The 15,734-nt window shown below is 40.6% G+C and carries 15 protein-coding genes; 8 read left to right on the forward strand and 7 right to left on the reverse strand.

The window, feature by feature from the left end:
* Positions 1-52 precede the first annotated feature (52 nt).
* The 3 genes from AC4CUX_RS16645 to AC4CUX_RS16655 all read right to left on the reverse strand — a co-directional run bounded on the left by AC4CUX_RS16645 (position 53) and on the right by AC4CUX_RS16655 (position 2,958).
* Positions 53-1,918, reverse strand: a complete 1,866-nt coding sequence (locus tag AC4CUX_RS16645) for a SurA N-terminal domain-containing protein (RefSeq protein ID WP_005401218.1) — start codon at positions 1,916-1,918, stop codon at positions 53-55.
* A gap of 131 nt (positions 1,919-2,049) precedes the next feature.
* Complete coding sequence (locus tag AC4CUX_RS16650) at positions 2,050-2,322, reverse strand: HU family DNA-binding protein (RefSeq protein ID WP_004697018.1); 273 nt, start codon at positions 2,320-2,322, stop codon at positions 2,050-2,052.
* A 168-nt stretch (positions 2,323-2,490) separates the two neighbouring features.
* Positions 2,491-2,958 carry a phasin family protein gene (locus AC4CUX_RS16655; protein ID WP_004984677.1) on the reverse strand — a complete coding sequence of 156 codons (468 nt, stop codon included), beginning with the start codon at positions 2,956-2,958 and terminating at the stop codon, positions 2,491-2,493.
* A gap of 193 nt (positions 2,959-3,151) precedes the next feature.
* On the opposite strand from AC4CUX_RS16655, the gene AC4CUX_RS16660 reads away from it, so the two are divergent.
* The 8 genes from AC4CUX_RS16660 to fdx all read left to right on the forward strand — a co-directional run bounded on the left by AC4CUX_RS16660 (position 3,152) and on the right by fdx (position 9,340).
* Positions 3,152-3,799, forward strand: a complete 648-nt coding sequence (locus AC4CUX_RS16660; protein WP_005401216.1) for a hypothetical protein — start codon at positions 3,152-3,154, stop codon at positions 3,797-3,799.
* A gap of 113 nt (positions 3,800-3,912) precedes the next feature.
* Entirely contained in the window at positions 3,913-4,386 is a 474-nt protein-coding gene (locus tag AC4CUX_RS16665) for an Rrf2 family transcriptional regulator (protein ID WP_004697011.1), read from the forward strand.
* Position 4,387: 1 nt separating this feature from the next.
* On the forward strand, positions 4,388-5,605 hold the full coding sequence (locus AC4CUX_RS16670; RefSeq protein WP_004697009.1) for an IscS subfamily cysteine desulfurase: 1,218 nt from the start codon (positions 4,388-4,390) through the stop codon (positions 5,603-5,605).
* A gap of 104 nt (positions 5,606-5,709) precedes the next feature.
* Positions 5,710-6,096 carry a Fe-S cluster assembly scaffold IscU gene (gene iscU / locus AC4CUX_RS16675; RefSeq protein ID WP_004697007.1) on the forward strand — a complete coding sequence of 129 codons (387 nt, stop codon included), beginning with the start codon at positions 5,710-5,712 and terminating at the stop codon, positions 6,094-6,096.
* A 36-nt stretch (positions 6,097-6,132) separates the two neighbouring features.
* On the forward strand, positions 6,133-6,453 hold the full coding sequence (iscA, locus tag AC4CUX_RS16680; protein ID WP_004697006.1) for an iron-sulfur cluster assembly protein IscA: 321 nt from the start codon (positions 6,133-6,135) through the stop codon (positions 6,451-6,453).
* A gap of 119 nt (positions 6,454-6,572) precedes the next feature.
* Positions 6,573-7,088, forward strand: a complete 516-nt coding sequence (hscB, locus tag AC4CUX_RS16685) for a Fe-S protein assembly co-chaperone HscB (protein ID WP_005401215.1) — start codon at positions 6,573-6,575, stop codon at positions 7,086-7,088.
* Between the two features lie 37 nt (positions 7,089-7,125).
* Positions 7,126-8,985, forward strand: coding sequence for a Fe-S protein assembly chaperone HscA (gene hscA, locus AC4CUX_RS16690; RefSeq protein WP_005401214.1), 1,860 nt, complete (start codon positions 7,126-7,128; stop codon positions 8,983-8,985).
* A gap of 16 nt (positions 8,986-9,001) precedes the next feature.
* Positions 9,002-9,340 carry an ISC system 2Fe-2S type ferredoxin gene (fdx, locus tag AC4CUX_RS16695; RefSeq protein WP_004697000.1) on the forward strand — a complete coding sequence of 113 codons (339 nt, stop codon included), beginning with the start codon at positions 9,002-9,004 and terminating at the stop codon, positions 9,338-9,340.
* A gap of 78 nt (positions 9,341-9,418) precedes the next feature.
* Here fdx and AC4CUX_RS16700 read toward each other — a convergent pair whose 3' ends face one another.
* The 4 genes from AC4CUX_RS16700 to AC4CUX_RS16715 all read right to left on the reverse strand — a co-directional run bounded on the left by AC4CUX_RS16700 (position 9,419) and on the right by AC4CUX_RS16715 (position 15,571).
* Positions 9,419-10,882: an adenylate/guanylate cyclase domain-containing protein gene (locus AC4CUX_RS16700; protein WP_039890488.1), complete on the reverse strand. Its 1,464-nt coding sequence runs from the start codon at positions 10,880-10,882 to the stop codon at positions 9,419-9,421.
* A 58-nt stretch (positions 10,883-10,940) separates the two neighbouring features.
* The gene (locus tag AC4CUX_RS16705) at positions 10,941-11,375 is read right to left on the reverse strand and encodes an HIT domain-containing protein (protein WP_005401212.1); all 435 of its coding nucleotides are present in this window, start codon (positions 11,373-11,375) and stop codon (positions 10,941-10,943) included.
* 231 nt (positions 11,376-11,606) lie between these two features.
* Positions 11,607-15,065, reverse strand: a complete 3,459-nt coding sequence (gene mfd, locus AC4CUX_RS16710) for a transcription-repair coupling factor (protein ID WP_490792576.1) — start codon at positions 15,063-15,065, stop codon at positions 11,607-11,609.
* Between the two features lie 140 nt (positions 15,066-15,205).
* The gene (locus tag AC4CUX_RS16715; RefSeq protein WP_080543921.1) at positions 15,206-15,571 is read right to left on the reverse strand and encodes a hypothetical protein; all 366 of its coding nucleotides are present in this window, start codon (positions 15,569-15,571) and stop codon (positions 15,206-15,208) included.
* Positions 15,572-15,734: the final 163 nt, after the last annotated feature.

Genomic DNA, 15,734 nt, shown 5'->3' on the forward strand with positions numbered 1-15,734 from the left:
TCTACACACATAAAAAAACCTGCACGAATGCAGGTTTTTTTATGGCATGCGATTATTTAATTTTCGCATGGGCTTTTAAGTATTGCACATAATCTTCAGCTTCTTGCTGACCACGAAGTTGTTGATATAACTTCGAAAGCTCAGCCAATTGCTCATCCGTCAACGCACTAGACGTCGTCTTGTTTACGTTTGATACCGCGACCACCACCATTTCTGTTGGCAATAATGCTGTTGTTACAGACCACTGTCCTGCTTTTGGTGCCGCTTGGCTAAACGCCGCACGCTCAACTGCACGTGGCAAGCCTTGTGAACGAATAAACACTTGCGGTGCAGTAAAGGTCAAACCACTCTTGGCAACTACTGATGCCGCTGGTTGAGTTTTAAAGTCTTTTAAGCTTTGAGCAATTTTAGCTTTAGCAGCATCATAAGCTTTTTGTTCAACCAATTTTGCTTTCACACGTGGTGTTGCTTCTTGAAGCGTTTGGACACCTGCCGCATGATAATCACGTACTTTTGCCCAAACCACATCCCCATTCGGAAGTTGAATGCTGCTGGTCGCGTTACGATCACCGTTTTTCACGTCATCATTAAACAGTTTCACTTTTACCGCAGCATTACTTAATACAGGATGCTGTGTAGATAAGGTCATGCCTTTTACAGTTTGAACTTGTACACCTTTAACTTCTTGAGACACCACGTCTAAAGCATCTGAGTCTACAACCAGTTCATTTAAACTGTTTACAGTATCAGAGAATGCATTGGCAGTTTTATTCTTCTGAACTTCCGCAGTCAAACGTGCTTTTTCATTTTCAAAAGATGGCAACTTTACAGCTGGCGCATCAGTTTCAATGACATGGTAACCAAATTCAGTTTTTACAGGCGCTGACACTTGACCTGATTTAAGTGATGCTACAGCTTGGTCAAAAGCATCACCAAAAGTGCCTTTGTTATAAACTGCTAAAGCACCACCATTCGCTTTAGATGCAGTATCTTCAGAGTATTGAGCCGCAGCTGCAGCAAAGCTTGTGCCTGCTTTAATTTTTGCCACAACTTCTTCTGCACGTTTTTTCGCTTCAGCATCTGTACGTGCATCCGTCGTAATCAGAATATGTTTAACCAAAGGCGCAACATTATCTTTTTGTGCTTCAACAAACTGTGTATAGGCTTGCTGCAACTCCGCATCTGTGACAGGTGAAGCAGCTGCAGGAACATTGGCTGGTGCTAACAATACATAGTCAACATCCACACTTGCCACTTGTTTAAACATTGCTGGGTGTTGCTTGTAATAGTTTTCAATCTCTTGTGCTGAAACCTTGACGTTCTTTTTATATTCATCAAGATTTACATTGGCAAACTGCACAGTACGCTGTTCTGTTTGTAAGTTAGCAATTTGTTGAATATCTAGTTTACTCACCAATGCATAATCAACAAAAGTCGAACGCATCATTTTTAATGCATGGTCTTGACGTAAGTTTGCAACGAGCGCATCACTACTCATACCCACAGACTGTAAATAGCTTGAATAACGCGTTTCTGAAAATTTTCCATTTTCTTGAAAACTTGGCTGTTGAGCAATCATCTGTTCAATTTGAGTATCACTGAGTGAAATGCCCAGCTTTTCAGCCTGTTGCAATAACAAAGTATTTGCGATCAGTTGATCCATCGCTTTATCTTTAATAAAGCTTTGGTTGAGTAAAGTTTCATCCCCATTGGCATAAGCTAAGAATTGTTCTTTAAAGGAAGCGGTTAAGGTCTCTAATTCCTTTTCAGAAATATCTTGGCCATTGACTGATTTCACAGCGTCTTTTGATCCGCTACTAAAATATCCTTCAATACCTACAAGTGCTAAAGGGGTCAAAAACAAAATGAGCAAAGCCTTGCCCAACCAACCCTTAATAACTTTACGAAAAGATTCCATAAGTATTCCAATATTTTATTTGCCCGAGATTTTAACTGAAAAGCAGCAATGAATGAATGTGTTATCGACACATTTTCTAATGTTTAATAAAAAACGCGCCGAAAAGGCGCGTTTAGTATTTATTTAAAAGATTAAGCAACAGAATCTTTTAAACCTTTACCAGCTTTGAAGCTTGGTACTTTGCTTGCTTTAATTTCTAAAGTAGCACCAGTTTGTGGGTTACGGCCAGTACGTGCAGCACGTTCTTTCACGTTGAAAGTACCAAAACCAACAAGTGTAACTGTATCACCAGACTTAAGCGCTTCAGTGATTGAAGCAATTGTAGCGTCTAAGGCCTTACCAGCATCAGTCTTAGACAATCCCCCTTTCTCTGCAATTGCATCAATTAATTCTGATTTATTCATGTGGATCGCGTCCTCTTAATATCGTTTATTTAAGGTCCAAAAATTTAGTATAAATTACCGTAACGCCTTTATAGCAATGCTTTAGGTGAAAACGCAATACTCTGTATATGCTTTTTTGGAAAATAAATCACAAAAAAACGTTAAAAAAGGTACAAAAGCACAACCAGATCACTTTTTATTCACTTTTTCGTTTAACTTCTTATTTTCTTCAATCAAAACATCGATTTTATCATTCAGTTGAAGAATCAGGTTTTCTAAGTACTGAATGTCTTTCACCGTGACCAATCCAATCCGGTTTAAGGAGTGATTTACCCCGCGATCTACAATCTTCTCAACCTTGTCTTTAGTATCCGTCACCGATTCACGCGCTTTTTCAGATACCTTTTCAACCGTTTGGTCAGCAATCTCAGTGGTTTTAGATTCTAACTCTTCGCCGACTTGGACCAACGAGTCAAATAATTTATTCCCCTCTTCCTCTGCACGTGAAAAAGCACCCAAACCGGCTAACCAGATTTGCTTGGTATACTTTCTAAAATCCAAACTATTTTTACGATGAAAATGATGCTTAGTTTTTGTTTTTTTTAGTGTTTCATCTTCTTGCGAAATATCATCTAACTCTATATCTGCTTTTTCCATTAGCACCATCTCCTGCATGATTTATGTGCAAAAACATCCAAAAAATCTTATAGATTGCACTATACTAGCAAATATTAGACTTGATCGATTTGTAAAACTGTTCTACAAAGCATCTTTATTACATTTTTATTTTTAAGTCTGAAGTTTTTGCGAGCAGGATGCTCATTTCAGGTCAGGATTTAGGTTACTACTTATGAGTGATTCTCAAAAAGAATACAATCAAACACATATGCTACTCACTATGGTGATGATTGTTCTTGAGACGATCTTTTCTCTTATTTTAAAACACGACCGTGTGGTTGCACTTCACTGTAAAAAGTTTGTTGAGCAAAATATTGCGATTAAAATAAATAGCTATCTGCCTTATTTTGACTTCTATATCACCTTTACCACTCAAGGTGTTTTATTTGATGCCAAAGCACCTGAAAAACCGGTCGACCTAGATGTACGCACCACATTGATGGATTTAATTAAAATTTTCGTCTTTGGAAACCGTCGTAGTATTAAAACCATGCGTATTGATGGTGACATCACCTTAAAAGATGAGTTCCGAGATTTAATTTTACATTTTAGTGCACCTAAAGTTCTTGCCGATTGGAAAAACTGGTTAACTGAACCAACTGATCCGCAAAATGTGGTTGCATCTAAAAAGCGCATTGCACCACTTTTAGAGAAAATTGAAGAACAACGTTCTAAAATCAACACTCTACAGGTTGAAGTGAAACAATACAAAAATCGTATCCGCCGTATCGAGCAACGTCAAAAACGTATAAATGTCACATTTTTTGTGTTTTCTATACTTTTGATTAGCTTATTGGTATATAATATTTGGCTTGCATAACTACATAATATTTCAAGCAAATTAAATACGCACAATCCCTATTAAAAAAACTTGACTATTTTAGTCAGGATTCTTAAAATCGGCACATCTAGTCTAATCATGTGTATCGAATCATGCGCTTAACAACTCGCGGACGCTACGCAGTGACTGCTCTACTTGATTTAGCTTTGCAGCCAACTGAACAAACGATCACGCTTGCAGAAATTGCAGCTCGTCAAACTATCTCTGTTGCTTATCTTGAGCAGTTATTTGCGAAATTAAAGCGCCACGGCTTAGTTTCTAGTATTCGTGGTGCCAACGGTGGTTACCATTTAGCTCGTCGCGCTGATGAAATCACGGTATTAGCAGTTATTGAAGCTGTAAACGAAACAGTTGATGCCACTCGCTGTGACCATAAAGGCAACTGCCAAAATGGCGCAATGTGCTTAACTCACGATTTATGGCAAGAACTCTCCCATCACATTGCCGACTATCTCGCTAAAATCACTCTTGCTGACCTTGTAGCACGTGACAACGTTCAAAAAGTTGCCATTCGCCAAAACACAGCACCTTCAGATTCAGCCCTTTTATCGGTAACAGGTATTTGACATGAAACGTCCAATTTATCTTGATTATGCAGCAACAACTCCTGTAGACCCGCAAGTCGCTGAACGCATGATGGAATGTCTGACATTTGACGGCACATTTGGCAACCCAGCATCTCGTTCTCATGCTTACGGTTGGCAGGCAGAAGAAAAAGTAGAATATGCACGTGAACAAGTTGCGAACTTGATCAAAGCAGATCCACGCGAAATCGTTTGGACTTCAGGTGCAACTGAATCAGACAACTTAGCTCTTAAAGGCGTAGCACAATTCTATGCGTCTAAAGGCAAGCACATTATTACAAGTAAAATTGAACACAAAGCTATTTTAGACACTTGCCGTGAGCTTGAGTCTGAAGGTTTTGAAATCACTTACCTTGAGCCACTTCCAAACACGGGTTTAATTACCCCTGAAATGGTTGAAGCAGCTATTCGTCCAGACACTATTCTTGTTTCACTTATGATGGTAAACAACGAAATTGGTTCTGTGACTGATGTTGCGGCAATTGGTGAAATTACTCGTGCACACAAGATCTTCTTCCATGTCGATGCGGCGCAAGCTGCAGGTAAAGTTGAAATTGACCTTTCAACTATGAAAGTTGACCTTATGAGCTTCTCTGCTCATAAAATTTATGGCCCTAAAGGTATTGGCGCACTCTATGTACGTCGTACTCCACGTGTTCGTTTAAAAGCGCAAATGCATGGTGGCGGTCATGAACGCGGTATGCGTTCTGGTACACTTGCAACACACCAAATCGTTGGTATGGGTGAAGCATTTGAACTTGCAGGTAAAAACTTAGCTTCTGAACAAGCACGCATTCGCGTACTTCGTGACAAGCTTTGGAATGGCTTACAAGACTTAGAACAAATTTTCTTAAACGGCCACCCAACACAAAACGTTGCGAACTACTTAAACGTAAGTTTCAACTTTGTTGAAGGTGAATCGTTAATGATGTCGTTGAAAGACGCTGCTGTATCTTCGGGTTCAGCTTGTACTTCAGCAACATTAGAACCTTCTTATGTATTACGTGCACTAGGTTTGTCTGACGAACTTGCGCACAGTTCAATTCGTTTCAGTTTTGGTAAATACACCACTGAAGCAGACATTGACCATGTACTTACAGTGACGCGTTCTGCAGTCGAGAAACTTCGTGAACTTTCTCCACTTTGGGACATGTACAAAGACGGTATCGACCTTTCTACAGTTGAGTGGGCTGAACACTAATTTTTCCCATTGAAGTCATCCACATACTGGATGACTTCATTGAAAAATCAAGTTTTGACCCCATATTTAATATTAACGCTGACCCCGAGGTTTGGAGACGCATCATGGCTTATAGCGAAAAAGTAATTGACCATTACGAAAACCCTCGTAATGTAGGTGTATTAGACAAAAATGCTGAAAACGTAGGTACAGGTATGGTCGGAGCACCTGCATGTGGCGACGTTATGCGTTTACAGATCCAAGTAGATGACAACGGTGTGATTGAAGAAGCACGTTTCAAAACTTATGGTTGTGGCTCTGCTATTGCATCAAGCTCTTTAGTGACTGAATGGCTAAAAGGCAAAACTTTAGATCAAGCTCAAGCGATCAAAAACATTGATATCGCAACTGAACTTGCTCTTCCTCCAGTAAAAGTACACTGTTCTGTACTGGCTGAAGATGCTATTAAAGCTGCTGTTGAAGACTACCGCAGCAAAAAATCTAAAGCTTAATTGCTTCGCATTTTAAAGAAAGATTAGGGAGTTTTCATGATCAACTTAACTGAAAATGCTGCAACTCATATCAGCAATTATTTAAAAAATCGCGGTAAGGGTGAAGGTATTCGCGTTGGCGTGAAAACTTCAGGCTGTTCTGGTTTGGCTTATGTGCTTGAATTTGTCGATTCAATTGATGCACATGACACCACCTTTGAGCAGTTTGGGGTGAAAGTATTTGTAGACCCAAAAAGCTTGGTTTATCTCGATGGTATGGAGATGGACTACGTGAAAAATGGTTTAAACGAAGGCTTTGAGTTTAACAACCCAAACAAAAAAGGCGAATGTGGCTGTGGTGAATCTTTCACCGTATAACAGTTCATTAACTTGCTTTTCAACATTAAAACAGTGTGTATCACACTGTTTTAATTGCATTTACATAGAGTGTTTTTGCTTTCGCAATGACCCCCAATTTAGCGCGGAATCCCTCTCCTATGAATCATTTTGAGTTGTTTAACCTCCCAGTAGCACTCGATATTGATTTAGCAACCTTAAAATCAGAATTTTTAAAGTTGCAGCAACAATATCACCCAGATAAAGCTCTCGATAAAGATCAAGCCCTCATAAAATCAAGTGAGATCAATCAAGCATTTAAAGTTTTATCTCAGGTTGATAGCCGTGCAGGATATTTATTAGGATTAAAAAAACAAGATTATCATCTTGATCAATCCATCAATGATTTTGAATTTCTCCAGTCTGCCTTAGAAATCCGTGAACAACTTGATGATGCACGTTCAGCAGATGAATTACAATCACTCAAATTAGACGTTCAACAATGGATTGATGGTTTAGTCCGCGAATTCAAAATTGATTTTGAAGAGGAAGATTGGGCTGAGGCACGTGATGATGTCCGCAAACTTCGCTTCTTTGTAAAAGTCATGCATGACATAGATAAAGCTGAAGATCGTTTTGAAGATGACGATAGCTTTGATTTAGATGATGAATTTTAACTTATTTTTAATTTTTGACGCTCAAAGGATGTAACACATGGCTCTCTTGCAAATTGCAGAACCTGGACAATCAAGTGCGCCACATGAACACCGTATTGCCATTGGTATCGACTTAGGTACAACTCACTCTCTAGTTGCAACTGTACTTTCAGGCAAAGCAAAAGTTTTGCATGATGAACAAGGTCGTGTCTTACTCCCATCGATCGCGCATTATGGTGTAAGCCAAACCCAATATGGCGACGAAGCAAAACCATTTTTGACTGCTGATCCTAAAAACACCATCGTTTCAGTCAAACGCTTTATGGGACGCTCTAAAACTGACATTAAGTTTCAACACCCCTACACTTTAGTGGGGGAAGATAATCAAATGCCAGCTTTTGAAACCGCTCAGGGTCGCAAAACCCCTGTCGAAGTGTCCGCTGAAATTTTAAAGCAACTGAAAGATCGTGCTGAAGCGAGCTTAAAAAATGAAGTCAATGGTGCAGTGATTACCGTTCCTGCATACTTCGATGAAGCTCAGCGTCAAGCGACACGTGATGCTGCACAACTTGCGGGTTTAAACGTATTACGTCTTTTAAATGAGCCTACTGCTGCGGCAGTTGCCTATGGTCTCGACCAAGAAACCAATCTTGCGCATGATCACAACTATGTGATTTATGACTTGGGTGGCGGTACCTTTGACGTTTCAATTTTACGCTTTTCACAAGGCGTGTTTGAAGTGTTAGCAACGGGTGGCCATACCGCATTAGGTGGTGATGATCTTGACCGTTTAATCGTAAAATGGGCGAAAAAAGAACTCAATATCGACCAATTCGATGACACTGAATATGCACACGTTTTAGTTGCTGCACGTAAAGCCAAAGAAGCTTTAACCGATGCAGAAAGCGCTCATTTACAAGTCCTAGAGCACAGTTTGACTCTTGATCGCACGACATTTGAAAGCATTATCAAAGTTGCTTTAGATAAAACAATTAGTGTCTGCAAACGCGTCCTCCGTGATGCGAAGCTTGAACTCAGTGACATTCAGAATGTGGTTTTGGTCGGTGGCTCAACTCGCTCTTATGCTGTACAAAACGCTGTACGTGATGTATTTGCTCAAGAGCCATTGTGTACCATCAACCCAGACGAAGTTGTTGCTATTGGTGCATCGATTACAGCCAATCAGCTGATTGGAAACACAGCTGATGGCGCATTACTGCTTGATGTAACTCCGCTTTCTCTCGGTCTAGAAACCATGGGCGGCTTGGTTGAGCGTCTTATTTCACGTAATACCGCAATTCCAGTCGCACGTCGCCAAGAGTTCACCACCTACCAAGATGGCCAAACAGCGATGTTGATTCATGTGGTTCAAGGTGAGCGCGATTTGGTTGAGCATTGCCGTAGCTTAGGTCGTTTTGTCCTTCGCGGTATTCCACCAATGACTGCGGGCCAAGCTCGTATTGAAGTGACCTTCCAAGTGGATGCCGATGGCCTACTGACGGTTTCAGCTAAAGAAACAACCTCTGGCGTACATGCACAAATTGACATCAAACCATCATATGGTTTGGCTGATAGCGACATGGAACGCTTACTGCTTGATGGTTACAAGTTTGCTGAAGAAGATAAAAATCTTCGTCACTTACAAGAAACCAAAGTTGAAGCAAAACGCGAACTCGAAGCTTTAGAGCAAGCCTTGAAAGTGGATGCTCACCTGCTCACGAATGAACAACAAGTTGCATTAAATGCGGCCAAAACTTCATTAGAAGCAACACTCGAAACAACAGAAATCAAAGCAATTGAATCTGCTGTTGAACAGCTTAAAATACACAGTGATGCTTTTGCAGCAGCACGTATGAATCAGCATATCGATGCAGCGCTGAAAGGCACAAAACTCGACGACTGGTCAAACTCAAACTAATTTATAGGTAAAGACTATGCCACGTATTAAAGTTCTCCCACATGCGCAAATCTGCCCAGAAGGTGCTGAGTTTGAAGTTGAACAGAATGCGAATCTATGTGAAAGCCTACTGAAAAATGGGATCAAGATTGAACATGCGTGCGATATGTCCGCTGCATGTACAACCTGCCACGTTGTAGTACGTAAAGGCTTTGACAGCTTAGAAGAAATGAATGATGTTGAAGCCGATCTACTGGATCGTGCTTGGGGCTTAGAACCCGACTCTCGTTTGTCTTGCCAAGTGAAGTTAGTGGATGAAGACTTAGAAGTTGAAATTCCTAAATACACAATTAACCACGCGTCTGAAAATCACTAATTTTTTTCAAAGCGTAAAAAAGCCACTCATTGTAGTGGCTTTTTTACGCTTCTTACTTTTGTATCTCACACCATCAAGTTAATGATATTCATTTTTCTGAACAGGCTCTATTACTTCATCTTCAAGATTGAGTTTGACGATACCTTGCGAGTTGGTCATCTTCTGCTGGGTTTGAATGCGTTGAATCATTTTTTCTAAAACTTGAATCAACTGCGGATATTCAAAATTCTGCACTTCATCTAAGTTTAGCAGCAAATGAAACCCTTTATATTCATAATCAAACCAGCGTTGATAGTCTGATTTTTGCGACGTATATTTTTCAACGACTTGCCACGTTTTCACAGCACCTTTAATCCCCTTAAGGAAAATTGGTGCTTTCGGCGCACAAAGATAATCATTTTTTACTAAATTATGTGTATCGTCCGAAATTAAGATTTCATCCACTTGTGCTGCACTTTGTAAACGTGCAGCAAGGTTTGCATCACGACCAACAATGGTATAAGCCATACGGTGCGATGCACCATAGTTCCCTACGTGGCAATACCCTGTAGAAATCCCCATACGAATATGCAATGGCGGATAACCCATTTTCACCCAACGCTCGCGCAGAATTTTCATTTGCTGACGCATCGCCATGGCCATTTCCAAACAGTTTTGAGCATCTCGCTCCACACCTTCAGAATTAGGGTCACCAAAGAACACTAAAATTGCATCCCCCATGAATTTATCAACAGTACCTTCATATTGCTTCGCAATCTCGGTCATGTGTTTTAAATAATCATTGAGTAGGAATGCTAAATCATCCGGAATTAAGCTTTCAGAAAGCTCTGTAAAGCCCTGAATATCTGAAAAGAAAACTGTCAGTTTCTTACGCTTGTATTCAATTTTCGCTTCAGACTCACCCTTCATAATCGATTGCCACAACTGAACTGGTGCATAGCGACTCAGTTGATTGGCAAACTCCATATAACGGTTCATCTGATCAAAATAGTGATTTTTGCGGCGGTATATGTCTTGCATTTGGTTGCGCTGATAATAGCTACCCACGCCAAAATAAGTGGTGAGGCACAAAAAGCCCAATACGATCAGTTCGGTACTAGTAGCCTCGAAATACTCACTAAAACCAAAGACAAAGATAATAGAGATATAAAAGACAACCACCCCAATCAGGCTGGCCAAAGACACCATCAAAAAAGAAATTTTATTGCTAATAGCCGTATAAAGCATAGCAAAAATGGTTAAAAATGTGAGTACGATACTGAGATGTACAGCGGCTAAAATGATCGCTGTAATGACAATATCTATAACAAACATCACACCGCGTTGCATCGTATTATTGAAGCGATAACCTAACCACCTTGAAAATGGGGGGGTGATCAATAATACAATGAGCAACAGCAGCGGCACGTAAATCTGATATTTGGTATCTGCCATCGTATAATGATAGACGATGGTTATTAAAGACAGCATGCCATATCCCATCGCACGATGGAAATACACAAATTGTTTGGGCTCTTTAGATAACCAATGATCTAATGGCACTGCTCGTTCCCCATTATGCACACGATCAAATCATCCCTGATTTGATTTCTCACGTGTATTAGTCCATACGCCAATCGAATGGCATATCACCTTGGCCACGTAGTGCAAGCATTAGAGTTTGACGCATATGCGCAAGCACTTCATTGCTATAAGCAACAGCGGGTGTACCCCAAACTGGTTTTGGCCATGCGACGTCGTTTTGATAACGTACAACATGGTGAAAATGGAGCTGCGGAACCATATTACCTAAAGCAGCAACATTCATTTTGTCAGCACGGAATACACGAGCCAATTGGCTTGATAACCAGCTTGACTCACGTAAAAACTGTTCTTGGTCGGCTTGACTGAGCTCATATAACTCAGTGATGCCTGGCACGCGTGGAATTAAAATTAGCCACGGGAATTGCATATCATTCATTAAGCGACATGTTGAAAGTGGAAAGTCGCCTACAAAAAACGTATCTTGAGCAAGTTGTGGATGCAAACTAAACATATCTTTATAAATGATGCAAATTAGAATAATGGCTAATACTATCACATCCAATCAGAGGTGAATATTGTAAGCAATGTGTTTCAACACAAATAAACTACGTTTTACTTTGAACCACATCACATTTATTACTCTAATAAATTTCATCAAAAAATCAAGTCTTTCTTTTTATAGCGCAAGTCCGCAAGAAAAACCTGATATCTGTATGAAATCACGGCAAATTAAAGCTAAATTTTAATGCAACTCTTTCAACAAACTTTCCAATAAGTCATTGATAAATTGAATCCGTTTTTCATATTCCTCTAGCATCACCATGACCTTTAAGCGCTGACCACCCTCCATCCTAAAAAAGGTCGGGTGTTTTTGCATCATCTGAATAATACTAATAGCCTGAACAGGAGTGTCTGGTGAAAATTCAATCGCACCACCATTGGCAGCAATATCGACTTTGGTAATGCCCAGTGTTTCTGCTTTCAAACGCATCTGATGCACAGCAAAAAGCTGCTTCACAGGTTGTGGCGGTATCCCAAAACGGTCAATCAACTCCATACGAATGTTATCGAGTTTTTCCTGACTGTCCGTATTACTAATGCGCTTATAGAACAATAAACGCTGATGGACATCTCCTAGATATTCATCTGGAATCAAAGCCGGCATATGTAAATTGATTTCTGCGGTCAGTGAGAGTGGCGCATCGAAGTTCGGGGTTTTGCCTTTTTGAATGGCTTTGGTCGCCTTTTCAAGCATCTCCATATACAAGCTATACCCAATGGCTTGCATTGAACCACTTTGTTGCTCGCCGAGTAGCTCACCCGCTCCACGAATTTCTAAGTCTTCCGTGGCCAACATAAAACCCGCACCTAATGTCGATGCCCGCTGAATCGCATCTAGACGTTTTTCAGCATCACCTTTCAACCCTTTGATGGATGGCACCAACAGATAGGCATAGGCTTGGTGATGCGAGCGCCCTACACGCCCACGTAGTTGATGCAACTGCGCTAAACCCAGCTTATCTGCCCGTTCAATTAAAATGGTATTGGCATTCGGAACGTCAATCCCTGTTTCAATAATAGTTGAACAGACCAGCACGTTATATTCTTTATGGTAGAACTGCTGCATGACTTGTTCTAACTCGCGTTCCCGCATTTGACCATGTGCAACAGCCACACGTGCCTCAGGGACCAGTTCTCGAAGACTCTCCGCTGCACGCTCAATCGTTTCTACTTCATTATGTAGGAAATAAACTTGCCCACCACGCAGTAACTCACGCAAGATGGCTTCTTTAACTGAATCACCCGTATGTTCTTGCACAAAAGTTTTTACCGCTAAACGTCGTGCAGGCGGTGTGGCAATAATGGATAGATCGCGCATACCACTAAAGGCCATATTTAAAGTCCGTGGAATTGGAGTTGCAGTCAGAGTCAACATATCCACATCTGCACGCATGGCTTTAATCCGCTCTTTATCACGTACACCGAAGCGATGTTCCTCATCCACAATCATCAAGCCTAAGTCTTTAAACTGGACACTTTCTTGTAAAATTTTATGCGTACCAATCACGATGTCGACTTTGCCCTCCGCTAAATCCTCAATCGTTTTGGTATGTGATTTACTGCTGCCAAAACGTGATAAAACTTCGATACGAATAGGCCAGTCTGCAAAACGGTCTTTAAACGACTCATAATGCTGTTGAGCCAGCAACGTCGTCGGCACCAAAACGGCCACTTGTTTATTGTTCTGTACCGCTAAAAATGCTGCGCGCATCGCAACTTCGGTTTTACCAAAGCCCACATCGCCACAGACCAAGCGATCCATCGGTTTAGCCAGTTGCATATCATACAAAGTTGCCTCAATCGCATTGGCTTGATCGAGTGTTTCTTCATAGGCAAAGCCACTGGCAAACTGCATATATTGACCTTGATCCAACTCAAAACCAAAACCTGGTTTGGCTTGACGACGGGCTTGGATATGCAATAACTCCGCTGCTACATCATGGATTTGCTCTAATGCTTTACGTTTTGCTTTACTCCAAGCATCAGTACCCAACTTATGCAAGGGTGCCAAGTCTGGGTCACCGCCACTATAACGGCTGATCAAATGTAAATTGGTGACAGGAACATAAACTTTGGCTGCATCGGCATAATCGAGTTGCAAGAACTCATAGTCTTGATCATCAATGCTTAAAGTGACTAAGCCCGCATAACGCCCCACACCATAGTCGATATGCACTACCGGAGCGCCCATACTCAGTTCAGTCAAACTTCGGATGAGAAACTCTTCCGAAACCTCTTGCTGGCGTTTACGACGACGCTGTACAACCCGATGCTCATACAACTGATTTTCAGAAATGATGCTAATGCTGTCTTTTAATACCAAGCCACGCTCTAATGGTGCACTGGTAATTGCTATGGCATATAAGGATTTTTGAAATTCAGCAAAATTCTCGACATTAGGAATCTCTCCCAATGTGGCACGCAATGCATCTTTTAAAGTTTCACGACGCCCCGCACTTTCAGCAACCAGTAATACCGGATGGTTAGCAGCATCAATATACTGTTTAACCGCATGAAAAGGCTTTTCATTTTTAGGATCAACCGCTAAACGTGGTGGAAGCGCGGTGTTTAAATTGATCACACCTGCTTTTAGATCAAAATCCTCGACTGATGCAATAATACGTGGAAAGGTATTGAGCTGTTCTAAAACTTGATTGGTCGAAATAAAGAGCTGGTTAGGGGCTAAAATTGGCTGGTCAACATTATGACGACGGTCTTCATAACGTCGATCGATTTCTTTCCAAAAACTATCTAAACCATCATCAACCTGCTTATCTGTAATGACAATGGAATGACTTGGTAAATACGAAAGTAGTGTACTTTGGGTTTCCATCTGCGCTGCACTGAAAAAGAGCGAGAAATAGAACTCAATCCCTGGCGATGCAATTCCTTCTAACACATCCTGATAAATTGGATTTTTCTTTGGATTTGCCGTCGGAAACATTTCTGCATAGCGATCACGAAATATGCTGCGTGCCTCTTTCAGCGGAAACTCTTTAGCCGGTAATACGGAAAATTGTTTTAAGTTTTGCGTAGTGCGCTGTGTTTCAGGATCAAAAAATTTAAGGGTTTCAATTTCATCATCAAACAAATCTATGCGAATTGGTGCAGCTTGACCTGAGGCATAGATATCCATAATGCTACCCCGAACCGCAAATTCACCATGGTCATATACTGTGTCGACCAAATGATAGCCTGCTTGAATCAAACGCTTCTTTTGCTGTTCTAATTCAAACTTTTGACCGACGTGAATATCAAAGTGTTCTCCCAAAACCCACGAAGTCGGCGCTACACGCTGCGCCAAGGTCGAAGCCGAAATCAGTAAGACACCTGTTTGCGGCATATTGGATAAAATTGCGAGACGCTCAGATACAATATCTTGATGAGGAGATAAACGATCATAAGGCAGAATTTCCCAGTCTGGGAAAATGGTCGGTCGAATACCGTAAAATTCAAATTCACTTTCGAGTTGTGCTAAGTGTTGATTATTTTTCGCCACAACCACAAAGAGCTTTTTATTTTGTGTACTTAACGTTTGAATGAATAATGCAGCTGAAGAGCCGAGCAAATTTCCCAGCCAACGTTTTTCGCCTGCTTTTAGTTGTTGCACATTCAGTTGGGAGATTTTTTCTTGGAACATGGACATGGCTTTAGCGTTTAAAAACATGCGTCATATACTAGCATGATGTCCTCTCGTTGCATGTTATTTTTCACGACAAGAACAACATCAATCTAGCGCTAAGTCCTTTTTAAAACTCAAATTTATGGTTTTTAAAAGACTTATTTTTTGTCACGTATAAACTGGTAATAATAGTCATTGAGTAGCTTAATCATTCGCTTTAACTCGGTTAAGTTTTCTAGATTATTGCCTAAACGTACAACAAATCGCTCATTGGCAATTTCCAAGTCGATCTTTTCATTGATTAACATAGCACTATAAAAAAGTGCATTGAGGTCATCAAACTGACTAATTCTACGATTTGAAAAATAGACCAAACGTTCAGCATGTATAGCATTTAGCACAATACCTTCAATGATAAAGCCTTTTTCATCATCATATTCAATCTGATGCTGCTGCAAAAAAAGTTGTTCTGGCGCATCTTTCTTTAATTTAAATAATTGGCTTAATTTACTCAACATAGACATCTAATCATGGTTCTTCACTCAAGCTTATTGTAGTTCCAACTGCTACCTTTTGTTAGCGTGTATCGGCTAAAAAGTATAAAAGCAGCGCATTGACTACTTTTACACCTATATATAGTTATAAATGTCTTAGCGAACTTATGCTAAAGGTACAACCGTCGGCGTC

The organism is Acinetobacter sp. 231_lipA (assembly GCF_058243005.1).